This is a genomic window from Winogradskyella sp. SYSU M77433 (assembly GCF_029911945.1).
In the GTDB taxonomy this organism is placed as follows: Bacteria; Bacteroidota; Bacteroidia; order Flavobacteriales; family Flavobacteriaceae; genus Winogradskyella.
This window is the reverse complement of record NZ_JARYTG010000003.1, coordinates 148,541-172,466: the sequence shown is the minus strand read 5'-3', so window position 1 is coordinate 172,466 and position 23,926 is coordinate 148,541. Positions and strand designations below refer to the sequence as shown.

Sequence of the window (23,926 nt, the reverse complement as noted above, 5' to 3'; positions counted from 1 at the left end):
GGCTTTTATTTTCTAATTTTGCACTCTCAAAAAATCGCCTTTCTTTATGAAAGGTCTAATCCATTAAAAATTAAGTATGTTATCAGTTTCAAATCTTTCAGTGCAATTTGGAAAACGTATACTTTTCGATGAAGTAAACACAACGTTCAACAATGGAAATTGCTATGGAATTATTGGTGCCAATGGTGCAGGGAAATCTACTTTTTTAAAGATTTTGGCAGGAAAAATGGACCCAACTTCAGGAAGTGTGCATTTAGAGCCAGGAAAACGTATGTCGGTTTTAGAACAAAACCACAACAAGCATGATGAAGATACGGTTTTAGAAACTGTACTAAAAGGGAATAAGCCTTTATACAATCTTAAAAACCAAATAGACGCTCTTTACGCAGATTACACAGATGAGAATGCTGAAAAAATAGGAGAATTACAGGTTCAGTTCGAAGAAATGAACGGTTGGAATGCCGATAGTGATGCTGCAGCAATGTTATCTAACTTAGGTATAAAGGAGGATTTGCATTATTCATTAATGGGAGATTTGGATGGTAAGCAAAAAGTACGAGTGTTATTAGCGCAGGCTTTATTTGGAAATCCGGATGTGTTAATTATGGATGAGCCTACTAACGATTTGGATTATGAAACCATTTCATGGCTTGAAAACTTCTTAGCTAACTATGATAACTGTGTTATTGTAGTATCTCACGACCGTCACTTTTTAGATGCGGTTTGTACGCACATTTCTGATATAGATTTTGGTAAAATCAATCATTACTCAGGAAACTATACATTCTGGTACGAATCTTCACAGTTAGCTGCGAAACAAAGAGCACAACAAAACAAAAAAGCTGAAGAGAAGAAGAAAGAATTAGAAGAATTTATCCGTCGTTTCTCTGCTAACGTTGCAAAATCTAAACAAGCAACAAGTAGAAAGAAGATGATTGATAAGCTTAATATCTCAGATATAAAACCATCTAGCCGTCGTTATCCTGCAATTATTTTTGAACGTGAGCGTGAAGCAGGAGACCAGATATTGAACATAGAAGGTTTATCAGCAAGTTTAGATGGAGATATTTTGTTTAAAGATATTGATATCAACTTGGCAAAAGGAGATAAAGTTGTTGTGTTTTCTAGAGATTCTAGAGCTACAACAGCTTTTTATCAAATTATAAACGGAAAAGAAGAGGCAGATTCCGGTAAGTATGCTTGGGGTGTTACAACTACGCAATCGTATTTACCATTAGATAACTCAGAATATTTTAATAACAAGCTTTCACTAGTAGATTGGTTACGTCAGTGGGCAACTACAGAAGAAGAGCGTGAAGAAGTTTACATTCGTGGATTCCTTGGTAAGATGATTTTCAGTGGTGAAGAAGCTTTAAAGACATCAGATGTGTTATCAGGAGGTGAAAAAGTTCGTTGTATGCTTAGCCGCATGATGATGATAAGAGCTAATGTATTAATGCTAGATGAACCAACAAACCATTTAGATTTAGAGAGTATTACGGCTTTTAATAATTCACTTAAAAACTTTAAGGGCACAGTGATGTTAACTACTCACGATCATGAGTTTGCACAAACCGTGGGTAACAGAATCATAGAATTAACACCAAACGGAGTTATTGATCGCTATATGAGTTTTGATGAATATATGAGCGATAAAAAGATTAAGGAACAGCGTGATAAAATGTATGGCGTAACAGCTTAATCAAATTTATTATAAAGAATAGTAATAAAAAAAGCTGGTTCAAATTAAGAACCAGCTTTTTCTGTTTTAATAGTTAAATCAGTTTTATTCAGAGGATGTAGTTTCCATATTTACTTTAACTTGTTCAACTATAGCAATAGCGTTATCTAATTCGTCATTGTGAACAAAAACTTCTTGAAATCCTTGATTCATTGAAGCATAGCCAGCAAGTCGTTGCGACTCACCTTCGTCTTTTATAATAGGAATTATTCCTCTAGCTTCTAATTCGTCCTTAACTCTTGTAACTAAAATAAAATTACCAGAGTAAACCTTTGTATATTCTGTTGTGCTCATATGTTTATGTGTTAAATTACAACATTAAGTTACGATATTTTTACGTAATAATCTACAAGTTTTTTGTAAAAATAATTTTTAATTATTCTAAATGCTTAAACGATAACCAAAAGCTATGTTAAAATAATTTTAAAAAATAATCCCTCTCTTTATTGAATCCATAATTTCTTAACTTTAAACTGTCAAAATTTTAATCAAAAACTAAAATAATGGAAAATAAGAACACCGACACTTTTGAAATTAATAATAATGATGCTAGTAAATGTCCTTTTTTAAGTGGAAAGCAAAATACCGTTGGAGGAGGCGGTGTAAAAAATAGAGATTGGTGGCCGAACGAACTAAAATTGAATATTTTAAGACAACATGCTACAAAATCGAATCCATTAGGTGAAGATTTTAATTATGCAGATGCGTTTAATAGTTTAGATTTTGCTGAACTAAAACAAGACGTTCTTACTCTTATGACAGATTCTCAAGATTGGTGGCCTGCAGATTATGGTCATTACGGAGGATTTATGATTCGTATGGCATGGCATAGTGCAGGAACTTATAGAGTTGGTGATGGTAGAGGTGGAGCAGGTACAGGAAACCAAAGATTTGCTCCAATAAATAGTTGGCCAGATAATGGCAACTTAGATAAGGCTCGTTTGTTACTTTGGCCGATAAAAAAGAAATATGGAAATAAAATTTCTTGGGCAGATTTAATGATTTTGGCTGGTAATTGTGCATTAGAGTCTATGGGATTCCCAACATTTGGTTATGCAGGTGGACGAGAAGATATTTGGGAACCAGAGCAAGATATATATTGGGGAAGTGAAACCGAATGGGGTGCAAATGAAGACCGTTATGGTAATAGTGATAATTACGAAGAACGTGACTTAGAAGATCCTTTAGCAGCAGTAATGATGGGTTGGATTTATGTAAACCCTGAAGGTCCAGACGGAAAACCAGATCCTGTAGGTTCAGCTAAAGATGTTAGAGAAACTTTTGGTCGTATGGCCATGAATGATGAAGAAACAGTGGCATTAGTTGCTGGTGGTCATACTTTTGGAAAAGCTCATGGAGCGGCAGATCCAGGTCAGTATGTAGGTGCAGAGCCTCATGGTGCGCCAATAGAACAAATGAGTACAGGTTGGAAGAATACATATAAAAGTGGTGTGTTGGATGATACAATCACCAGTGGAATAGAAGGCGCATGGACACCAAACCCAACACAATGGGATGCAGATTATTTTGATGTGCTATTAAATTATGAATGGGAGTTAACAAAAAGTCCTGCAGGTGCGCACCAATGGACGCCAACAGCAGCATCTCAAGCACGCATGGCTCCAAAAGCAGGAGATCCAAATGGAAAACAGGCTTTAATGATGACTACAGCTGATATAGCCTTAAAAACAGACCCTGAGTATTTAAAGATTTCCAAAAAATTTCATGAAGATCATAAAGCTTTTGAAGATGCATTTGCAAGAGCGTGGTATAAATTAACTCATAGAGATATGGGACCAATTGATCGTTATCTAGGACCTGAAGTGCCTAGTGAACAGTTAATTTGGCAAGATCCAGTACCTAAAGTAGATTATAAATTAAGTGATGCAGATATTTCATCTTTAAAGAAAATGATTTTAGCTTCTGGTTTGTCTGTATCAGAATTGGTAAAAACAGCTTGGGCTTCCGCTTCAACATATAGAGATTCTGATAAACGTGGTGGTGCAAATGGAGCACGCTTACAATTAGAACCACAACGCAGTTGGAAAGTAAATAATCCTGAAGAATTAAATAAGGTCTTAGGTGTTTATGAAGGTATTCAAAACGAGTTTAGTGGAACAGTATCTATGGCAGATTTAATTGTTCTAGGTGGTGTTGCTGGTGTTGAAGAAGCTGCAAGCAAAGCTGGTTATGATATTTCTGTACCGTTTTCTCAAGGTAGAGGTGATGCAACTCAAGAGCAAACAGATATTGAACAATTCAATTATTTAAAACCATTAGGTGATGGATTTAGAAATTATGTGAATCCAAATCTAGATGTTAAAGCAGAAGATTTATTGGTAGATAAAGCCAACTTATTAAGTTTGTCTATACCAGAAATGACAGTTTTAGTTGGTGGTTTAAGAGTTTTAGGAGCTAATCACGATGGTTCTAAACATGGTGTGTTTACAGATAACGTTGGCCATCTAACAAATGATTTCTTTAAGAATTTAGTAGATATGACTTACACTTGGAGTTCAACTTCAGATGACGATAAATTATTTGAAGGTAGAGATCGTAGAACAGGTGAAGTTAAATTTACAGGAACACGTGCGGATTTAATTTTTGGGTCTAACACCGAATTAAGAGCAGTTGCTGAAGTTTATGCTGCAGACGATGTAAAAGAAAAATTTGTTAAGGATTTTGTAGCTGCTTGGGCAAAAGTGATGGATTTAGATAGATACGATTTAAAATAGTAGATTAATAGCAAATTGATAAAGGAACACATGTAGCTAGTATGTGTTCCTTTTTTTATTGAACAAATAAATATGAACGAGAACGAATTATTTTTCAGGACGATACAATCTGGTAATGCAGAAAATTTAAAATTGCAATTAGAAAGAGATCCTGATTTAGTTAATATAACTGATGCGAGAGGTTTTACACCTTTAATTTTTGCGAGTTATTTTGATAAAGAAGAGCTTGTGAAAATATTGCTAGAGTATAAGGCAGATATCGACGGAAAAGATGCCTCAGGAAATACAGCATTAATAGGTGTAAGTTTTAAAGGTAACTTAGCTTTAGTTGATTTATTGCTAAAGCATCATGCCGATATTAATGCGCAAAATAATAATGGAACAACAGCCTTAATCTATGCTGTGCAATACAATCAGCAAGCAGTTGCTAATATACTTTTAGACAACAATGCCGATAAATCATTAAAGGATTCTGATGGCAAAACAGCTCTAGATTATGCTAAAGAAAAAGAATTAGAAGCATTGCTGAGTAGATTATAAAAAACAAAAAACCACTTCAAAGTTGAAGTGGTTTTTTTTCTCTTTTTCTTTTTCAATTATTCTTTTTATTTATCGATAGATCCAAGAACGCGAGACATAAAAGTATTTAAAGCTTCCTTTTTTGGTGTGCCGTCTTTTACCATTTTATGTACTTCAATCGCACCATACATGTTAGAAATTAATTCGCCTATTACATCTAACTCTTCATCTTTTAAAGATGGAACTTCGGTTAAATTCTCTAAGGTTTCAATGGTTTCTACGACGTAGTCTTCATCGTTCTCTTCGATAAATTGGGTTAATTGTTTTATAACCGGTAATTTCATTTTTTAAATAGCTTCTTCAACAAGTTCCTTTAATACTTCAAACTTGTTTGTTTGTACTTGATTTTTGAATTCACCATTTTTAAAAGTAGCAAATGTTGGTAAGTTGTCTACCGTTGCTAGCTTTCTACTTTCAGGAAATTTTTCAGCATCAGCAATTACGAATGTTACATTTTCGTTTTCTGTTGCTAATTTCTTGAATTTAGGTTTCATTATACGACAGTTTCCACACCAAGTTGCTGAATATTGAACAACAACAGTGTCATTCTCAGAAACTATGCTTTGTAAATTGTCTTGATCTAATTCTTGAATCATAAATTTTTAGTTTAATTGAGCTGATAAATACTCTTTAGTACCTTGAGCGTTAGCTTGCATTGCTTCTTTACCTTCTTCCCAGTTAGCAGGACAAACTTCACCATTCTTTTGTACGTGAGTTAAAGCATCAATAAGTCTTAGGTACTCATTTACATTTCTACCTAGTGGCATGTTGTTAATACTTTCGTGTTGTACTGTACCTTCTTCATCAATGATGTATGTAGCTCTGTAAGTTACATTGTCACCTTCAACTTGAACAGTTCCTGTTTCTTCATCAAAAGTTTCGTTAGTGATGTCTAAAATACCTAAGATGCTTGAAAGGTTTCTGTTGCTATCAGCAAGGATAGGGTAGGTTACGCCTTCAATTCCGCCATTATCTTTAGAAGTACTTAACCATGCAAAGTGAACTTCTGGTGTATCGCAAGAAGCACCAATAACAATTGTGTTTCTTTTTTCGAATTCACCTATTGCTTTTTGAAATGCATGAAGCTCAGTAGGACAAACAAAAGTAAAGTCTTTTGGGTACCAAAATAAAACTACTTTTTTGTTGTTGTTTTTTGCTTCTTCTAATACATTTAACTTGAATGTATCTCCCATTTCATTCATTGCGTCTACACTAATGTTTGGGAATTTTTTTCCTACGAATGCCATATTTATTTTGTTTAATTTATTACTAATTTGATACAAAAATACCCATTAGAATAGTGTGTGGAAATAGTAATTTGCTATTATAAATCTATAGAATAATAGTGTAAGTATATGGCCTCAAAAATACACCTCAAATTTTATTAGAATGGCAAAATTGAGTCGTTAAAAATGTGAACCTGATAAAATAGACTCGTATTGTTTGAAAAATAAATTTTACTTTTTTAATAAATATTTAATCTTGATTCTTAATGCGGCAAAGATTAAAGTTGTAATAGGACTCAACCAATTAAAAATAGCATAGATGAAGTATTCACCAACTCCAACACCTAATACACCACTTTGATAAGCACCACAAGTGTTCCAAGGGATTAGTACAGAAGTTACTGTACCAGAGTCTTCTAAAGTTCTACTAAGGTTTTCAGGAGCTAGGCCTTTGTCGTCATAGGCTTTTTTAAACATTTTACCAGGAATTACAATAGCTAAATATTGATCTGAAGCAATTGTATTTAATCCTAAACAACTTAAAACGGTACTTGCAAAAAGTCCAAATACGGTTGTAGCAACAGATAGGAGAGCTTTAGTAATTCTTGCCAATGCTCCAATGCCATCCATAATGCCACCAAAAACCATAGCACAAATAATCAGAAAGATTGTCCATAACATCCCTTTCATGCCACCTGCTGAGAATAATTCATTTAATTTTTCATTGTCTGTAGCAACTGAAGTATCTGTGAAAATGGCATCTGTAATAGCAGTTACACTTGAGTCTGACAAACTACTTAAAACTTCTGATTGAAAAACAACTGCAAAAACTGCAGCCAATACAACTCCAGAAGCAAGTGATACTAGAGGTTTTGTCTTAAGTAAAATTAAAGCTATAACTACAACAGGAACTAAAAATAGCCAAGGTGTGATATTAAAAGCTTTATCTATTGATAACAATAAATTACTTACGTCGGCACTTCCTGTTGGTTCAATTGAAGCACTAATAATTCCGAAAACAACCAGTGTTACTAATATAGTAGGTACGGTTGTAATGGTCATATATTTAATATGTGTAAATAAATCTGTTCCAGCCATAGCAGGAGCTAAATTTGTAGTATCGCTAAGGGGTGACATTTTATCTCCGAAGTATGCACCTGAGATTACAGCACCAGCAATCATTCCAGGATTAATGCCTAAAGCTGTTCCGATACCAACTAAAGCAATACCTACGGTTGCCGATGTAGTCCAAGAGCTTCCAGTAGCAATAGATATGATAGCTGCTATAATAACTGAAGCAGGTAGAAATATCTCAGGACTTAAGACTTGTAACCCATAATATACCATTGCAGGAATTACACCACTTATAAGCCAAGTTCCTGCAAGCGCACCAACTAAAAGTAAAATTAATATGGGAACGAAAACACTTTTTAAATTTTCCCAAACTTCTTTTATCATTAAAGAAATAGGTACTTTATTATAAAGACCATCTATTAAAGCTACACCACCACCAATTAAAAGAATAATCTGGTTTGAATAATCTCCAAACATTGCACCATCAGCAAAGAAAATATTGTAGGCTAATAAGCCCATCAATATGATAACTGGTATTAGAGCTTCAAAGAAATTAAGTTCTTTGTTCTCAACTATTCTTTGATCGTTTATATCAATTTTAGATAAGTCGTCTTCCTGCATACATTATTGGTTTAGTTCCGTAATGTTACGATTTTGTTAAGCCATATGCAAATAGATTTCTTTAAGCCATTTCAGTTTATAGTATGTTTAGTTTTTCCATACAGGTTCTCATCATATTGTATGTACGCTCAATATCAGCATCTAAACCAATTGAAAAGCGGATAAGTCCATCGCTTAATCCCATTTCTTGTTGTTCCTCTTCTGGTATTTCAGATGATGTAGAACTTCCTGGTGCGCTAAATAAAGTCTTGTAAAATCCTAGACTAACCGCTAAATAGCCTAAATTTTGTTCTTGCATAAGTTCCATTAAAGCATTGGCTTTATCTAACGAGCCAACATCAATAGTCATCATGCCTCCAAAACCGTATTTATCATTCATCATAGATTTGAATAATGCGTGAGAAGGATGTGATTGTAAACCAGGATAGACGGTTTTTAAACCATCATTTTCAAATTTTTCGGCAAGATATTTGGCGTTATAACTGTGCTGTTGCATTCTTATATGAAGTGTTCTTAGGTTTTTTAGAACAGAAGCAGAGCGTAGGCTATCCATCGTAGAACCTAGTAACATTGCAGCTCCATCATTTACATTTCTAAGTTGATCTATTAATTCTTGAGTACCACAAACGACACCACCAACAGTATCTGAAGATCCATTAATAAATTTTGTTAGACTATGAATTACAACATCAGCTCCTAATTTTGCTGGTGAAATTGATAATGGAGAAAAAGTGTTATCCACAACTAATTTTAAATTGTATTTTTTAGCTAGTTGAGCTAAACCTTTAATATCAGCAACTTCTAATAACGGATTACTAACGGACTCACAATACAAAACTTTTGTTTTTGGAGTTATGGCTGCTTCAACAACATCTAATTTGGTAATATCTACAAATGAAGTTTGTATGCCTAATCTTGGAGCAAAATTCTTTAAGAAAGCGTAAGTACCTCCATAAATAGTTCTACTGCTTACTACATGCTCACCAGATCCACAAAGCTGTAACAATACAGGAGTTATAGCACCCATTCCTGAAGCTGTAACTGTAGCAGTTTCCGTGCCTTCCATAGCAGCAAGCGCTTCACCTAAATATAAGTTAGAAGGTGATGAATGACGAGAATATAAATAACAGCCTTCAGCATTACCTTCAAAAGTATCGAACATTGTTTTTGCTGATAAGAATGTGTAGGTTGATGAATCTGAAATAGAAGGATTTACACCTCCGAATTCACCAAAGTATTGTAAATCTTGAATATTGTTAGCTGGTTTAAAATCCATAATCAAAAGTTTTTATTAGTTACTCAAAGATCATGTGTTTTAGAAATATTATCAATAGTAAAATGATTATTTAGAAAATAAAACTGTTATTTTGTATTTTAAAAGAAAATAAAACTAAAATACAGTCAGCTTCAGATTTTAATAAGAAAAAAAATTAAGCATGGTATTAGATGATTTAGACAAGAAACTATTAAAGCTATTGCAAGAAGATAGTAAGCAAACTAACAAGGCACTATCAAATGCTTTAGGCTTATCTGTCACAGCAGTGTATGAGCGTATAAGAAAACTTGAAAACAATAAAGTAATAAGTAAGTATGTAGCTTTGTTGAATAAAAAGCAAATAAATAAAGATTTTGTTGCTTTTTGTCACGTAAAACTCACGCAGCATACACAAGACTATGTTGTGAAATTTGAGAAAGAAATACGTAAGTTAGAGGAGGTTTTAGAATGTTACCATCTCAGTGGAGACTATGATTATCTGTTAAAGGTACTAGTAAAAGACATGTCTGAATTCAGAGAGTTTATTGTAAAAAAGCTCACAACCTTAGAGCATATAGGTAGTACACACAGTATGTTTATGATTAATGAAGTTAAACATACCACAGCTGTAGTTCTTTAATAATCTTTAAATTTTTTATAATAACTTTAGACTAAATAAGTTCTCCTTAAAACTATACTTTTGTTATATGAATCATCACCAAATCAAAGAACTTTACAAAACTATTTTTGAGTCGTACGACAAACCCTCTCTACAAAAACACATCGAAAAAATTATTGAGATGGATAGTTTTTTACCGTATAGCTCTACATTTTTTTGTATTACCAATACTCAAGATTTAACCTTTGAATATATAAGTAAAAATTATGCATCCTGTACAGGTTTAGATCCTAATGAGCTTAAAAATAAAGGAATGCGCCACCTATGGAGCAGAATTCATCCAGATGATGTAGAAGCTTGGCTAAAAGCTCTTAATAATCTAATGGAATATACAATGGGTGAAATTTCTGAAAGCAAAAGACAAGACGCTAATTACACATGGAACTTTAGATTTAAAATTGCTAATGGAGACTATGTGAATATTGTACAGAATACAACACCTTTAGTATTTGATGCTAGTGGAAAACCTATAATAGGATTGGCACATTATACAGTTTTACATCCTGATATTAAGATGGAAATTACCGCATCTGCAAAATTACTTAATGACAATAAGGAGTACGAAACGGTATATTTCAATAATTTCTCTCAAAAATTACTTGATGAAGGAATAAGTAATAGAGAGCGTGATGTTATTAGATTATTAGTATTAAATAATACTAGTAAAGAAATATCAGATAAACTAAATATTAGTCCGCATACAGTTGATACTCACCGCAGAAACATTCTTAAAAAGCTAAATATATCCTCAACAGGTGAACTTGTTGGGATGCTAAAAGTCAATCAGCACTGGCTTTAATCAACATAAATACTCATATTGAGTATTGTGTTACTACGTATTTATTCGCAATTTTGAATAGCTATTAATTCTTAGGGAATATGTCCATTTGTTTAGACTTTGTAAAGTCTTAAACTTATGGACTATTTTTTTACAGAAACTTCCTAAATTTAGTAAAAGTCTTTCGGTAATCATTAATCAAAATTGTATTTTTGTCTAAGACAAAATTAACATCAAAAAAACACTTATGAATTCATACGATGTAGCAGTGATTGGATCAGGTCCTGGTGGTTATGTAGCAGCAATCCGTTGTGCACAACTAGGCATGAAAACTGCAATTATAGAAAAATATTCCACTCTAGGAGGTACATGTTTAAATGTAGGCTGTATACCAAGTAAAGCACTTTTAGATTCATCACATCATTACGAAGATGCTGTAAAACATTTTGAAGAGCATGGTATTGAAATTCCTGGAGATGTAAAAGTCAACTTAGAAAAGATGATTGCTCGTAAGCAAGCTGTTGTAGACCAAACTACTGGTGGAATTGATTTCTTGATGAAAAAGAATAATATTGATGTTTACCAAGGTTTAGGAAGCTTTAAAGATGCAACTCACATTAGTATTGATGGTGAAGAAAAAACAGAGATTGAAGCCAAAAATACCATTATTGCTACTGGTAGTAAACCTTCAAACTTACCGTTTATTGAACTGGATAAAGAGCGTATCATTACTTCAACAGAAGCTTTAAAACTAAAAGAAATTCCGAAGCATTTAATAGTTATTGGTGGTGGAGTTATTGGTTTAGAGCTTGGACAAGTATACAAGCGTTTAGGTGCTGAAGTTACTGTAGTTGAGTATATGGATAGAATTATTCCAACCATGGATGGAGGTTTATCTAAAGAGTTGAATAAGGTTTTAAAGAAAGCTAAATTCAGCATGAATCCTTCTCACAAAGTGAAGTCTGTTGAGCGTAAAGGTGATGAAGTAATTGTAAAAGCAGATAACAAAAAAGGTGAAGAGGTAGAGTTCAAAGGAGATTATTGTTTGGTTTCAGTTGGTCGTCGTCCTTATACAGATGGCTTAAATGCTGAAGCAGCAGGTGTAAAACTTAATGATAGAGGACAAGTTGAAGTTAATAATCACTTACAAACAAGTGCTTCAAATATTTATGCTATTGGTGATGTTGTAAAAGGTGCAATGTTGGCGCATAAAGCTGAAGAAGAAGGTGTTTTTGTAGCAGAAACATTAGCAGGACAAAAACCTCATATTGATTATAATTTAATTCCAGGTGTGGTGTATACATGGCCAGAAGTTGCTGCTGTTGGTAAAACGGAAGAGCAATTAAAAGATGCTGGTGTAGACTACAAAGTTGGTCAGTTTCCAATGCGTGCTTTAGGTAGAGCAAGAGCAAGTATGGATATTGATGGTTTCGTAAAAGTTCTTGCAGATAAGAGTACAGACGAAATATTAGGTGTTCATATGATTGGAGCAAGAGCGGCAGATATGATTGCAGAAGCTGTTGTAGCAATGGAGTACAGAGCATCTGCAGAAGATATTTCTCGTATGTCTCACGCACATCCAACATTTACAGAAGCAATTAAGGAAGCAGCATTAGCAGCTACCGATGATAGAGCTTTACACGTTTAAATATATAATATTGATATTGTCGTTCTGAACTTGTTTCAGAATCTAAAAAAGCGAACCAAAATGGTTCGCTTTTTTTGTTTTAAAATAGACGTAAAAAAAAATAAAGAAAAAGAAACGGTACAATTTTTGAAATCAAAGCCAAATATCAAAAGAATATAGTGTAGGTTATGAGAAACAGTTATATTGTCTTAATAATTTTATTGAATTTTGCTCTTAATATCAAAGCTCAGCAAGTCTCGGACAAAAAAATCTTAAAAAAAATAAAAGGAAAAGATATTGAATGGATTACTGGTTCATCCAACTTAGCAAAAGTAAAAATGAAATCCACCAAAAAATGGGGAGTTTATAATATAGATGCTTATTATGATTTAGGTGAAGTAGTCATCACTTTTAATGAAGTAATTGCGCCAAAGTTCGATTCTATCAGCTGGTTTAAAGATATGGAGCCTTTTATCATTGTAAAGATCAAAAAGAAATACGGTATTCTTTTAAATCCATATGAAATACATGATGCTACAGAAAGCGTAAGATGTGTCTATGATGCTGTAAAACTAAAGGAGGTTGATGGTAGATATTATGCGCTTATAAAAGACAATGGAAAATGGGGATTAGTAGATTGGTTTGAAGATGTTATATTAGTTGATCCTACTTTTGAAAACCCTGATGATGTGCCTTTGATACAGATAGAAGGTTGGGCAAAAGATATCTTTGTAGCATCTAAAAAAGCATTAAAAGCAGATGTCCTTATTTTTGATGACGGTAATGGCGATGGAGTATTTAAGGCAAGAAACAAAGTCACTAAAAAATGGGGAATGTATCAGTCCTTGAGTGAAAATGATATAAGAACACTTATTCCTGCAAAGTACGACAGTATTTCTAATTTTGGGTTCAATGCAAAGTACACAGCAGTATACAACAAAGATAAAGTAGGTATGTATTTGTCTTATTGGAGTTATCACGATAAAGCAAAGCAATCAGTGCCATGTGAATATGAAGATTATAAAAAATACGATGTAGATGGTGTGTCAAAATTAGCCGTTAAAAAAAATGGAAAATGGGGCTGGGTAAATTGGTTAACAGGAGAAGAAAAGTATACATTTAAGTACGAAACCACAGATGATTTACCTTATCCGTATTATAAGCAAGCTATTTGGTTTGAAGACTAAATAAAGCTGACTTTAATAATTTAAAAAAATGAATCTTCAATCCTTAAAAATACCAGCAGGCTGGTCTGTAGAGTGGAACTTGTTAACGGAAACAGACCCTACAGAGAAAACTATCCATGAATTTTCTGGAAGTTTACTGCTTATAAATTCGCCAACACGTCTCAAAGCTATTGATGTCTGTTGGAAACCTGAATGTGATATAAAAGGAGCTTATCAACTACAAGTAATTCATCTATTACCAAATTTTGTTTCAAAAACTAATGAGATGGAGTATGAGGGTTTATGGGATTCTCCGGAAGTAGAATTTAAGACTAAAAATAGACTGGAATTAGTTGATAAGATTAATGATTTGCTATTTCACTTAAAGCCTTATGTTGATAAGCGAATTTTACTAGAACCAGGTATTGTAGACTTACCAAATGAAGCCATTAGACAGCAATTAATGGATCAAGGACCAACAGAAAATATAATACGTGATATTATAAATTCTAATCACAAGAAGTTACAGGATTTGCTATTGGATTATACTGAAATTCAAAAATATACTGTACAAGAATTAGAAAAAAATGGTGCAAGTAAAGGTGTTAAAAATAAAGCTAAACAGATGTTGTTGAGCAAGCGTTTTAGGGAATAAACTATAATTCCTTTATTAAATCTTGTATGCGTAAGCGTTTACTATAATCATCCTCGTTAACATCTCTAACAAAGCAGTAGACACTTATTTCATCTTTCTTAACTTTTTCAGCAAGCTCTTCAACAGTAAAAGGGCCGTATTCTTTAGACTGTTCTATGTAGTAGAACTCATGTTTGTGAATTAACTTGCTCACTTTTTGTTTGTATTTTTCTCTTAAGAAAACCTGAACATCATCTACCGAATTAAGTTCGTTTTCATAATTGGTAGTATTTATAAAAAGTGCAAATTCTTCTTTATCCTGATGATTTAAAACTAAAACATCATCATCTTTAAAATAAGCTTTAACGGTAATAAGTCCATCTTCGGTCTCTATTGAGAAAATGTTTAGAAGGCTGAGATTCCATGACGTTTTTATAACATCATCTTTTCGTTCTATTTCTAAAATATTGTCTTCTCTAAAAGTGTAGGTCGATTTCTTTTTTGAAATACCATTCACCAAAACCCATTGTTGATTGATTAAATGCGATTCAAAATGACGCGAATAATCAAAGGGTTTGAGATTAGGAATTGTTTCGTGTAGGTATTCTTTCATTAAAACGGTAATTTCAAAAATAGCAACTGCTATAAAAACGTAAAAATGGGGTAATTATTAGACTAAAGTTAATATTTTTCTAGCGTTTTCAAAACATCTTTCTTATAACTTCGACTAATTGGCAAAGCTTTACGATTAATGGTAATATGCTCATTGGTAAATGATTGTATTTTTTCAAGACAAATAATAAAAGAGCGGTGAATTCTTAAAAAGCTGTTATTCGGTAATTTTGCTTCTATGGCACTAATGGTTTCTCTGGTAACAATAGTGTCTTGGTTGTCTAAGTGAATCTTAATATAATCGCTATAACTTTCAATATATAGAATAGAATCAAAATCTATTTTTATCATTTTTCTGTCCGCTCTTACAAAAATAAAAGTGTTTGTTTCATCCGGTAAAACATCGGTTTGTTTAAGAGTATTATGGACTTCAAAATATCTATTTGCCGCTTTTACCAATCGCTCAAATGAAATGGGTTTTAAAAGATAGTCTACCGCTTGCAAATCGAAACCTTCTACAGCATAATCTCGATAGGCTGTGGTGAAAATGATTTTAACGTCCTTATTGATGGATTTAGCAAATGCTATACCCGAAATCTCAGGCATATTTATATCCAAGAATATTAAATCGACTGTTTTAGAGCTTAGAATATTAAAAGCTTCAATAGCATTTTTGCATGTAGCCACAACTTCAATAGAATCAATTTTTGACAGATGAGACACAATAATGTCTCTAGCAATAGACTCGTCATCAACAATTATGCAAGAGATTTTATTAAGCATTTGGTAAGCTAGATTTTAGCTGTAAAACTAATACAACGTTAAATTGATCATTATCATAAGATATATCTAAATCGTATTGATTTGGGTATAACATCTCTAAGCGTTTTTTAATATTTTCTAAACCAATACCTTCATTGTAATTTTGAAAATCTGCACAGGTGTTAGTTATATTGAACTTTATACGCTTCAATGTAGCTTGTATATCTATATTCACATCCAATTTACCATTTTTTATTCTTCCGTGTTTAAAACTGTTTTCTACAAAAGGGATAAAAAGCATAGGAGCAATTTCAATGTTATTAGAGTCTATTTTCTTAGTCACCGTAACATTTAGCGTTTCATTAAAGCGCATTTCTTCCAAAGCAATATAATCTTCAATATGGTTTATTTCATCAATAAGGTTTACAAATGGTTTATCGACCTGATATAGCAAATAATCTAAAAGGTTAGAAAGTTTTAAGATCATTTCAGGTGTTTCTTCTGCTTTTTTTAAAGCGAACCCATACATGGTATTTAGTGTATTAAACAAGAAATGAGGATGAATTTGCATTTTCAAATAATTCAACTCTTGTTCTTTAAGCTTTAGTTGTGTTTCTAAAATTTTAGTTTCTAGCTTTTTGGTTTTGCTAGATGCAATTATGTTAAGTTTCATTAATTTAAAAGCACTAACAACAAAGGTTACCAGATATATTCCTGTCATAACAAAGAGAATATTTCCGGTGAGAGGATTCATTTCTCCATACTCAAAGTTTGATATGTAAATCAGACTAAAAAATATAGAAACCATAACCAAATAAGCTGAAATGATAAGCGTATAAATGCTGTAAATCACAAACCTAAAATAACGCTTCGTAATTAAGTAATCAGGAATTAGCTTATATATAGAAACATAGGTTAGCGCAATAGTAATAGGCATTAAGAAAATAGAGTAGAGTAGTGTGTCTGAAAAGTTATTGCTGCCAACACCAAAAAAATAGGTAAAGAATAGAAGTACCACACACCAAAACAAAATGTGAAGTACAAATTGCCCAACTTTTCTTAATATGAATTTTTTACTAAGCACTTAATTCAACTTATATTACAATAATACCATATTTTTATACAGAAAGATGAGTTTGTAGACGAATGACAGATTTAGCAATGGTTTTAGCATTTTGCATAATCGAGTATAAAACCGGTCGTTTGTCGCATTTAAAAAATTTGACTTCAGATTAACTTTAAGTTTGAACCAAGTTTAACTAAAACATCATCAATTATGAACGAACTAATGATTATAAACCCATTTGTGGATCGCTTTAGAGAAGGAGGTCCATTTTTTATGAGCTTAATATTAATTTGCTTTCTTTTATCCATTACGCTCTTGGTTATAGGCTTCATAAGCTTTAAAAAGAATCCGCCAAAAACTCAAAAAATGCTACGCTTAGCAGTAGATAGTAGTTTATTGGGTTTGGTTTTGGGCTTTTTAGGATCGGTAATAGGCTTGATTATGGCTTTTGATTCTGTTGAAGCTATGGGAAGTCCAGAACCAGCAATGTTTGCAGGAGGTTTAAAGGTATCGCTTTTAACAGCAACATTTGGGTTGTTTAGTTTTGTTATTTCTAGGTTTGGTATTTTAATTTTAAGATGGATATCAGCACCAGAAAAGTAAATCTTAAAAGCATATAATTTAATCAAAAGCGAACTTTTAAAGTTCGCTTTTTTTATGGTTAAGTATCATTTCTGTAATTTTGTAAAAAGTTTCTTATGGAAGAATTAACCCTAACAACTCCGGCACTTTTATTCTCGGCTATATCTTTGATAATGTTAGCTTATACCAATCGTTTTTTAGCCTATGCTGCAGTGATAAGAAACTTGAGCGAACGTTATAAAGAAAAGCCTCAAAAATCTATAATTCGCCAAATTAACAACTTAAAAAAACGTCTAGATTTAACGCGCTACATGCAAATATTTGGTATAACAAGTTTATTACTTTGTGTCCTCACAATGTTCTTGATTTATATTCACCAGCATGTAATTGCTATCTGGATTTTTGGAGTGGCTTTACTGCTTTTAATTGTTTCGCTTGCTCTACTAATAAGAGAAATTCAAATTTCTGCTCAGGCACTTCAGCATCACCTTCAAGATATCGAGGACGATTTAGGATAAAATATTACTTCAACTTTATCGCTTTCAAATTTCATTCTAAAAAAGAATACAATTTTTTCAAAAAAAATTATATTGTAAATGTTTGATGATAAGATGCTTACTAATAAAATGAATTTTATTTCATGAATTGTAAGAATTTTTCTCAAAAGAAATGTGACTTCAATCCATTAGAGGTGTCTTAAAAGCAAACAACTAATTAAAAATAGACTTTTTAAATCATTGACACAAGATGCTGCTCATAACCTAACTGATGAGGCTCTCGTAGAAGCTATCGTGAAAACTAACGACACATTGTTGTTTGAAGTTCTCTACGATAGATTTGCTAAGATGGTTTATAACAAGTGTTATGGGTTTGCCAATAGTGAAGACGAAGCGGAAGATTTAACTCAAGATGTATTTTTAAGAGTGTTTGTAAAGCTGGGTAGTTTTAAAGGGCGTTCAAAATTTTCAACATGGTTATATGCTTTTACATATAACCACTGCGTTAATTATGTAACACGAAGCACAGCAAAAAAGATTGAAAAACAATCTGTAAGCTCTGAAATTATTGAAAATATTGGTGATGCTGTGGATTCTACACGTGAGTTCGAAACAATGAAAGTAGAACAACTAAAACGTGTTATGGAATTAATAGATCCTGAAGAAAAAATGATCTTATTGCTAAAGTACCAAGACAATCTTTCTATAAAAGAATTGTCTGAAGCTTTAGATATTGGTGAAAGCGCTGTAAAAATGCGTTTAAAAAGAGCAAAAGATAAACTTGTACTTAAGTACAACAATTTTATGAAAAATGGAGAATCCGTTTAAGCAAATAAACCAACCTTTAAAAGAGGTGCCAAAAGAGCTTAAGGCTAAGGTAATGCACGACATTGCCATGGCAAAGTTGCTTATGGAAATAGCGGAATTATTTTCATATAATTTAGGACATATTATAGAAACTGTAAGTAAAAAAAGAAAACAATAATATTTAAAAAACTACAATCAATCAACATATATAGGCATGGAAAAAGTGACAGAATTTAATGATATAGCGATACAATCTTTAAAAAATATGTGGTTGGAAATTACTAAGGTATTCCCAACATTAATTTATGCACTAATAGCACTAATTGTAGGTTGGTTAGTCACAAAAATTTTAGTGAAACTTTTAAAGAAATTATTGAAGTTAGCCAAAGCCAATAAACTAGATGATAAACTCAATGATATAGAAATTATAGAAAACAAAACATTAAAATTTGATACCATAAAAATCGTTTCAAATTTTGTGAAGTGGTTGTTGTATATCGTAATATTCATAACGGTTTCAGACATTTTAGGATTAGAAATTATATCTAACCAAATAAGTGAATTATTATCCTATTCACCTAAGTTATTTGCGGCTTTAGTAATCTTTATTGTTGGCATGCTATTGGCAAATTTTGTAAAGAAAGGATTGAAGTCTCTTTTTGATTCTATGGACATGTCAGGTGGGAAAATCATCAGTCAAGTTGTTTTCTTTATGTTATTGACTTTTATTTCTATTACAGCTTTAAATCAAGCAGGAATAAATACGCAAATCATAACAGACAACGTTAATATGATTATAACTGCTTTTTTGTTAGCTTTTGCATTAGCGTTTGGTTTGGGAGCAAGACAGATTATCAGTAAACTATTAAGTACATTTTATGCACGTAAAATGTATGAAGTTGGACAAAAAATCGTTTTTAATAATGAAAACTATGAAGTTGTGGAGGTGAAAAGTATTTCGGTTATACTTAAAAATGCCAAAGGAAAACTTATAGTTCCAATAAATGATATTATAGAAAGTCAGGTACAAGTGCAGGATCAACTATAAGGTTAGGGTTATAGATTTTATTTTTCCTTGAAATAAAATACGGTCCTGCAGTACTTGATATTCTAAATAAAAAACCTCTTCAGAATAGAAGAGGTTTTTTTATTTATTAGCGTCGTTTCTTTTTCTTTTTGTTGAAGGTTTTATCTCCTCGTGTTTTGGGTTTTTTATACTTTTTAGTGATTTCTCTTCTATAAGAACCACCAAGGTTTACCTTTTTGTTTTTTTCTTTCTTTTCATGGAAGGCAGGTCCAGGTATATCCTCAGCACTTCGCTTAGTTGGGTTGTTGCGCTCACGAATTTGGGGACGTTCTTCCTCTATAAGTTCAGTAGAAATTGTCACGTCTTCAGGAAGTTCCATGACATTAATTTTCATTTGCATCAAAGCTTCAATACCTTCTCTAGCTTCCTGTTCTGTTTCGGTAGAAAATAATAAAGCATGGCCTTGTTTCTCTGCACGACCAGTTCTACCAATTCTATGCATGTAGTTTTCAGGATAATCAGGTGTGTCAAAATTAATAACATGGGTAACGTCATCAATATCCAAACCTCTAGCCATAACGTCTGTAGCAACGAGTAAACGATGTTCACCATTACTAAACTGCTCTATGCTTCGCAATCTGTAGTTTTGAGTTTTGTTGGAATGGATAACGCAAGAATCACCTGGGAAAATCTCTTCAAGCTGATCAAATAAACGGTCAGCCATTTTCTTGTAAGCCACAAAAATCAGAACTCTAGAATAGTCATCTTTGTCACTAAGTAATGATTCAAGTAAATTGACTTTGGTATAAAAATTAGGAACGTTATAGCGTTCTTGTTTTATATTTTCTAGAGGTGTACCAGAAACAGCAATCGATATCTTTGTTGGATTGATGAAAAAATCCGTAATCAATTCGTCAACATCAGCAGTCATTGTTGCAGAAAACATAATGTTTTGTCTGCGCTCAGGTAAGATGTCAAAGATATTCATCAGTTGATGTCTAAAGCCTAAATCCAGCATTACATCAACTTCATCTATTACTAGTTTTTGAATAGACTTTAATTGTAAAACTCTACTAACTGCAAGGTCGTATAAGCGTCCTGGTGTAGCCACAATAATATCTAAACCTTGCGCAACAGCTTGTTTTTGTGTATTGATATTTGTACCACCATAAACACCTAAAACACGATTGTTTATGTATTTAGACATTTTTTCAATCTCCTCAACAACTTGTACCACTAACTCTCGAGTTGGCACCAAAACCAAAACTCTCGGGTTTTCTTGTCTAGAATATTTAAGATGACGTAAAATAGGTAGCATGTAGGCAAAGGTTTTACCTGTACCCGTTTGTGCAATACCAACTACATCTTTACCAGAGGCAACAACGTTAAACGCTTCGGCTTGAATTGGTGTTGGCTGTTCAAAACCAAGGTCTTCAATAGCGTTATAAAGTGGTGTGTTTAGATTTAAGTCTTGAAATGTCAAAATATCGTATTTGTTGGCAAAGCTACTACAATTGTAATTAATCGAGATGTGTTGGGTTTATTATTATTGAATAGCTAGCTTTAAAAGTGTCATTTTTTGGTAAACTAAGAATTCCTTCTTTCTCTTCAATCTTCTGATTGGTGTCTTCTGCATCTGCAACACCAAGCCAAGGTTCTATACAAACATATGGTGCGTTTGGTTTTGCCCAAATACCTAAATAAGGGAAATCTTCAAAAGCTACAGAAAGTACTTCGCCTTTGGTTTTATGCTTTAAAGCTACTTTTCTAGATTTTAAATCTTTAAAGATAAGCGCATCTTTATTGAACAAATCGCCACGTAAATTGATTGTATTTGAACTTTCAAAAGCTGGCTTAGTTTTATTGGTAACAAGTCCAGTTTCCATATTTAGTAAATAAGATTCGCTTGTTTCTTCTTTCTCAAATTCTAAAATATAATCTGAGTAAGCTTCATCATCATATAAAGGACAAGTAAAAGCAGGATGTCCGCCAAGAGAGAAATACATGGTTTTATCGTCAATATTTCTGATGGTGTGATGGACTATAATTGTGTTGTCTTTCAATTCATAATTAATTTCAAATTCAAATAGAAAAGGAAACATTTCATATAGGTCTTCATTAGAATTTAGAAAGAAAGTTATGCTAGTTTCAGATTGTTGTTTTACAATCATTTTATCGTTATGCCTTACAAAACCATGCTTTATCATATTGTAAAGCTTGTCGTTATAAGTATAGCTGTCATCTTTCATGCTTCCAATAATAGGAAATAGGTTAGGTGCATGGCTTCCCCACACTTTAGGGTCTGCGTGCCATAAAAATTGATTGTTATTTTTTACAGCCGAAATCTTACTAAGTTCAGCACCAACAGTTTTTATATCTATGGATAAGAGGTCGTTTTGTATTGTAGGCATAGTGTTTGTTTTGTAGAAAGATACAATTCTTATTGCATTATAACTATTCTCGTTATTTTTGCAAAATATTTAAAAATTCTATTGAGAACAACAACCTTTCATAAGCCAAAAGATATTGAAGTTTTTAAACAAAATATTTTGTTTTGGAGCCAGCAGTTTGATGATATTGTTTGGTTAGATTCTAACCAACATAAAGACCAATACAGTTCCTATGATGCTGTTTTGGCAGTTGATGCTTTTACAGCTTTAAAAACGGATTATTTTGATGCTTTTGAAAATTTAAAAGATTATTATTCTTCCACTAAGGATTGGATTTTTGGTTACCTCACTTATGATTTAAAAAATACAGTTGAAAAATTAAGTTCAAATAATTTCGACGGATTGAATTTTCCCGACCTCTACTTTTTTCAGCCTAAGAAACTCTTTTTGTTTAAAGGAGACACAGTGGAAATTCAATATTTAAGAATGGTTGATGATGAAATTGATGATGATTTAGAGGCTATAAACTCTATTGTTACTTCTAGTGTAAATGAAAAATCGTATAGTTCTGAACCTGTAAAAATCAAGCTAAGAATTCATAAAGATGAATATTTTGAGAAAGTCAATACAATGTTGGCTCATATTCATAGAGGTGATATTTATGAAGCTAATTTTTGTCAAGAATTTTATGCTGAAAATAGCATCATAAATCCATTGGAAGTATACAATAAACTAAATGCAATATCCCAACCACCTTTTGCAACGTTTTTAAAGTTTAATAATAACTATTTATTATCTGCGTCACCAGAACGCTACATTAAAAAAGAAGCTCAGAAAGTAATTTCGCAACCTATAAAAGGAACAGCAAAACGTTCTAAAAATACAGAAGAAGATGAGTTGTTAAAAAACACACTTTCTAAAGACAATAAAGAGCGTAGCGAAAACATAATGATTGTGGATTTAGTACGGAACGATTTGTCTAAAACGGCCGAAAAAGGTAGTGTAAAGGTCGAAGAGCTTTGTAAGGTGTATTCTTTTATGCAGGTGCATCAAATGATCTCTACAGTAACGTCTATGGTTTCAGAAGAAGTTCACCCAGTAGATATTATTAAAACTACGTTTCCTATGGGAAGTATGACTGGCGCACCAAAAATTTCGGCAATGAAAATTATTGAAGACTTAGAGGAAATCAAACGAGGTTTGTATTCGGGTTCTGTGGGTTATTTTACTCCAAACGGTGATTTTGATTTTAATGTCATCATTAGAAGTATTCTTTATAATGCTAGTAACAAATACCTTTCATATTCTGTTGGTGGTGCCATTACGGCTCAAAGTGACCCATTAAAAGAATATGAAGAATGCCTGATTAAGGCTAAAGCTATGCGAGAAGTCTTAGAAATGAAATAATTTTTTTAGTTTTTTTTAGTGCAACCTTTTTTAGTTTTTTCATCTTATAAGTAAATACTAAAAAAATCAATTACTATGAAAACGAAAATTTACATCATTTTACTTTCTTTATTTGCGATGTCTTGTTCAGAAGATTCTGAAACGACAAACAACAATGATCCTCAACAAAACAAAGTATTAATGCTTCAAGTTGATTTTACTACCAACACTTTTGAAGGTGGTAAAGAGTATACTTACGATACTTCAACTACAGATTTTACCATTTCATCAGAGTATCATGCACCAGGCGATTTTGGAAATATAGCCTTGTACTATGACGAATTAGATGAAATGCTTTTTGACGGCTCAATAATTTGGATGGGTTTAGGTGGCAGATCTTATCCTCAGGATTTAACCGAACCTTCAGCATTTGCATATAATTCAACCCCAGAGGCATTACCTTCATTGGATGAATTCGAGAAAATAATGTACAATGAATTTGCCTACTATCCAGAAACCATAGATTATGACTTAATCTGGAATGCGATTGATGATTTGCAAATCGTTTCAGACTTCAGAAATAGTAACCCAAACAGCGACATACAATTATTATTATATACGCCTAGTGTAGGTGGAGGTAATCCAGAAGAATGGGACTGGATAGTGTTTTTAAAAAACTAAC

General features: G+C 32.6%; 26 protein-coding genes. 15 read left to right on the top strand and 11 right to left on the bottom strand.

The window, feature by feature from the left end:
* Positions 1 to 76: 76 nt before the first annotated feature.
* The gene (locus QGM60_RS06815; RefSeq protein WP_281139493.1) at positions 77 to 1,702 is read left to right on the top strand and encodes an ABC-F family ATP-binding cassette domain-containing protein; all 1,626 of its coding nucleotides are present in this window, start codon (positions 77 to 79) and stop codon (positions 1,700 to 1,702) included.
* Between the two features lie 84 nt (positions 1,703 to 1,786).
* Here the strand turns inward: QGM60_RS06815 and QGM60_RS06810 are convergent, their stop codons facing one another.
* Entirely contained in the window at positions 1,787 to 2,035 is a 249-nt protein-coding gene (locus tag QGM60_RS06810; protein WP_281139492.1) for a DUF2007 domain-containing protein, read from the bottom strand.
* 209 nt (positions 2,036 to 2,244) lie between these two features.
* On the opposite strand from QGM60_RS06810, the gene katG reads away from it, so the two are divergent.
* The gene (katG, locus tag QGM60_RS06805; RefSeq protein WP_281139491.1) at positions 2,245 to 4,476 is read left to right on the top strand and encodes a catalase/peroxidase HPI; all 2,232 of its coding nucleotides are present in this window, start codon (positions 2,245 to 2,247) and stop codon (positions 4,474 to 4,476) included.
* A gap of 72 nt (positions 4,477 to 4,548) precedes the next feature.
* The gene (locus QGM60_RS06800; protein ID WP_281139490.1) at positions 4,549 to 5,016 is read left to right on the top strand and encodes an ankyrin repeat domain-containing protein; all 468 of its coding nucleotides are present in this window, start codon (positions 4,549 to 4,551) and stop codon (positions 5,014 to 5,016) included.
* 65 nt (positions 5,017 to 5,081) lie between these two features.
* Here the strand turns inward: QGM60_RS06800 and QGM60_RS06795 are convergent, their stop codons facing one another.
* The 5 genes from QGM60_RS06795 to QGM60_RS06775 all read right to left on the bottom strand — a co-directional run bounded on the left by QGM60_RS06795 (position 5,082) and on the right by QGM60_RS06775 (position 9,252).
* Positions 5,082 to 5,339, bottom strand: coding sequence for a hypothetical protein (locus QGM60_RS06795; protein WP_281139489.1), 258 nt, complete (start codon positions 5,337 to 5,339; stop codon positions 5,082 to 5,084).
* A gap of 3 nt (positions 5,340 to 5,342) precedes the next feature.
* Positions 5,343 to 5,651 (bottom strand): thioredoxin family protein, encoded by a 309-nt coding sequence (locus QGM60_RS06790; protein WP_281139488.1) that lies wholly within the window; start codon positions 5,649 to 5,651, stop codon positions 5,343 to 5,345.
* A 6-nt stretch (positions 5,652 to 5,657) separates the two neighbouring features.
* Positions 5,658 to 6,302 carry a peroxiredoxin gene (locus QGM60_RS06785; protein WP_281139487.1) on the bottom strand — a complete coding sequence of 215 codons (645 nt, stop codon included), beginning with the start codon at positions 6,300 to 6,302 and terminating at the stop codon, positions 5,658 to 5,660.
* A 210-nt stretch (positions 6,303 to 6,512) separates the two neighbouring features.
* The gene (gene nhaC, locus QGM60_RS06780) at positions 6,513 to 7,976 is read right to left on the bottom strand and encodes a Na+/H+ antiporter NhaC (protein ID WP_281139486.1); all 1,464 of its coding nucleotides are present in this window, start codon (positions 7,974 to 7,976) and stop codon (positions 6,513 to 6,515) included.
* Positions 7,977 to 8,052: 76 nt separating this feature from the next.
* Positions 8,053 to 9,252 (bottom strand): aminotransferase class I/II-fold pyridoxal phosphate-dependent enzyme, encoded by a 1,200-nt coding sequence (locus QGM60_RS06775; protein ID WP_281139485.1) that lies wholly within the window; start codon positions 9,250 to 9,252, stop codon positions 8,053 to 8,055.
* Between the two features lie 160 nt (positions 9,253 to 9,412).
* Between QGM60_RS06775 and QGM60_RS06770 the strand changes: the two genes are divergently transcribed.
* The 5 genes from QGM60_RS06770 to QGM60_RS06750 all read left to right on the top strand — a co-directional run bounded on the left by QGM60_RS06770 (position 9,413) and on the right by QGM60_RS06750 (position 14,136).
* Positions 9,413 to 9,871 (top strand): Lrp/AsnC family transcriptional regulator, encoded by a 459-nt coding sequence (locus QGM60_RS06770; RefSeq protein ID WP_281139484.1) that lies wholly within the window; start codon positions 9,413 to 9,415, stop codon positions 9,869 to 9,871.
* A 67-nt stretch (positions 9,872 to 9,938) separates the two neighbouring features.
* Positions 9,939 to 10,709 carry a LuxR C-terminal-related transcriptional regulator gene (locus tag QGM60_RS06765; RefSeq protein WP_281139483.1) on the top strand — a complete coding sequence of 257 codons (771 nt, stop codon included), beginning with the start codon at positions 9,939 to 9,941 and terminating at the stop codon, positions 10,707 to 10,709.
* Positions 10,710 to 10,935: 226 nt separating this feature from the next.
* Positions 10,936 to 12,336: a dihydrolipoyl dehydrogenase gene (gene lpdA / locus QGM60_RS06760; RefSeq protein ID WP_281139482.1), complete on the top strand. Its 1,401-nt coding sequence runs from the start codon at positions 10,936 to 10,938 to the stop codon at positions 12,334 to 12,336.
* A gap of 167 nt (positions 12,337 to 12,503) precedes the next feature.
* The gene (locus QGM60_RS06755; RefSeq protein ID WP_281139481.1) at positions 12,504 to 13,502 is read left to right on the top strand and encodes a WG repeat-containing protein; all 999 of its coding nucleotides are present in this window, start codon (positions 12,504 to 12,506) and stop codon (positions 13,500 to 13,502) included.
* Positions 13,503 to 13,530: 28 nt separating this feature from the next.
* Positions 13,531 to 14,136: a hypothetical protein gene (locus QGM60_RS06750; protein WP_281139480.1), complete on the top strand. Its 606-nt coding sequence runs from the start codon at positions 13,531 to 13,533 to the stop codon at positions 14,134 to 14,136.
* A 1-nt stretch (position 14,137) separates the two neighbouring features.
* On the opposite strand, the gene QGM60_RS06745 is transcribed toward QGM60_RS06750, so the two are convergent.
* The 3 genes from QGM60_RS06745 to QGM60_RS06735 all read right to left on the bottom strand — a co-directional run bounded on the left by QGM60_RS06745 (position 14,138) and on the right by QGM60_RS06735 (position 16,573).
* Positions 14,138 to 14,728 (bottom strand): hypothetical protein, encoded by a 591-nt coding sequence (locus tag QGM60_RS06745; RefSeq protein ID WP_281139479.1) that lies wholly within the window; start codon positions 14,726 to 14,728, stop codon positions 14,138 to 14,140.
* A 68-nt stretch (positions 14,729 to 14,796) separates the two neighbouring features.
* Positions 14,797 to 15,510, bottom strand: coding sequence for a LytTR family DNA-binding domain-containing protein (locus QGM60_RS06740; RefSeq protein WP_281139478.1), 714 nt, complete (start codon positions 15,508 to 15,510; stop codon positions 14,797 to 14,799).
* A complete protein-coding gene (locus QGM60_RS06735; RefSeq protein ID WP_281139477.1) occupies positions 15,503 to 16,573 on the bottom strand; it encodes a histidine kinase in 1,071 nt (356 codons plus the stop codon). Before QGM60_RS06735 ends, QGM60_RS06740 begins: the two co-directional genes overlap by 8 nt.
* A gap of 192 nt (positions 16,574 to 16,765) precedes the next feature.
* Between QGM60_RS06735 and QGM60_RS06730 the strand changes: the two genes are divergently transcribed.
* From QGM60_RS06730 to QGM60_RS06710, 5 genes are all read left to right on the top strand, one after another.
* Positions 16,766 to 17,158 (top strand): MotA/TolQ/ExbB proton channel family protein, encoded by a 393-nt coding sequence (locus tag QGM60_RS06730; protein ID WP_281139476.1) that lies wholly within the window; start codon positions 16,766 to 16,768, stop codon positions 17,156 to 17,158.
* 95 nt (positions 17,159 to 17,253) lie between these two features.
* Positions 17,254 to 17,655 carry a DUF2721 domain-containing protein gene (locus tag QGM60_RS06725; RefSeq protein WP_281139475.1) on the top strand — a complete coding sequence of 134 codons (402 nt, stop codon included), beginning with the start codon at positions 17,254 to 17,256 and terminating at the stop codon, positions 17,653 to 17,655.
* A gap of 219 nt (positions 17,656 to 17,874) precedes the next feature.
* The gene (locus QGM60_RS06720; RefSeq protein ID WP_281139474.1) at positions 17,875 to 18,462 is read left to right on the top strand and encodes a sigma-70 family RNA polymerase sigma factor; all 588 of its coding nucleotides are present in this window, start codon (positions 17,875 to 17,877) and stop codon (positions 18,460 to 18,462) included.
* On the top strand, positions 18,446 to 18,619 hold the full coding sequence (locus QGM60_RS06715) for a hypothetical protein (RefSeq protein ID WP_281139473.1): 174 nt from the start codon (positions 18,446 to 18,448) through the stop codon (positions 18,617 to 18,619). The genes QGM60_RS06720 and QGM60_RS06715 overlap by 17 nt, the downstream gene beginning before the upstream one ends.
* A gap of 36 nt (positions 18,620 to 18,655) precedes the next feature.
* Entirely contained in the window at positions 18,656 to 19,489 is an 834-nt protein-coding gene (locus QGM60_RS06710; protein ID WP_281139472.1) for a hypothetical protein, read from the top strand.
* A gap of 106 nt (positions 19,490 to 19,595) precedes the next feature.
* Here QGM60_RS06710 and QGM60_RS06705 read toward each other — a convergent pair whose 3' ends face one another.
* Both QGM60_RS06705 and QGM60_RS06700 read right to left on the bottom strand, forming a co-directional pair.
* Positions 19,596 to 20,951 (bottom strand): DEAD/DEAH box helicase, encoded by a 1,356-nt coding sequence (locus QGM60_RS06705; protein WP_281139471.1) that lies wholly within the window; start codon positions 20,949 to 20,951, stop codon positions 19,596 to 19,598.
* 37 nt (positions 20,952 to 20,988) lie between these two features.
* Positions 20,989 to 21,879 (bottom strand): aldose 1-epimerase family protein, encoded by an 891-nt coding sequence (locus tag QGM60_RS06700; protein WP_281139470.1) that lies wholly within the window; start codon positions 21,877 to 21,879, stop codon positions 20,989 to 20,991.
* Positions 21,880 to 21,960: 81 nt separating this feature from the next.
* On the opposite strand from QGM60_RS06700, the gene QGM60_RS06695 reads away from it, so the two are divergent.
* Positions 21,961 to 23,265 carry an anthranilate synthase component I family protein gene (locus QGM60_RS06695; RefSeq protein ID WP_281139469.1) on the top strand — a complete coding sequence of 435 codons (1,305 nt, stop codon included), beginning with the start codon at positions 21,961 to 21,963 and terminating at the stop codon, positions 23,263 to 23,265.
* Positions 23,266 to 23,340: 75 nt separating this feature from the next.
* On the top strand, positions 23,341 to 23,925 hold the full coding sequence (locus tag QGM60_RS06690) for a hypothetical protein (RefSeq protein WP_281139468.1): 585 nt from the start codon (positions 23,341 to 23,343) through the stop codon (positions 23,923 to 23,925).
* Position 23,926 lies beyond the last annotated feature (1 nt).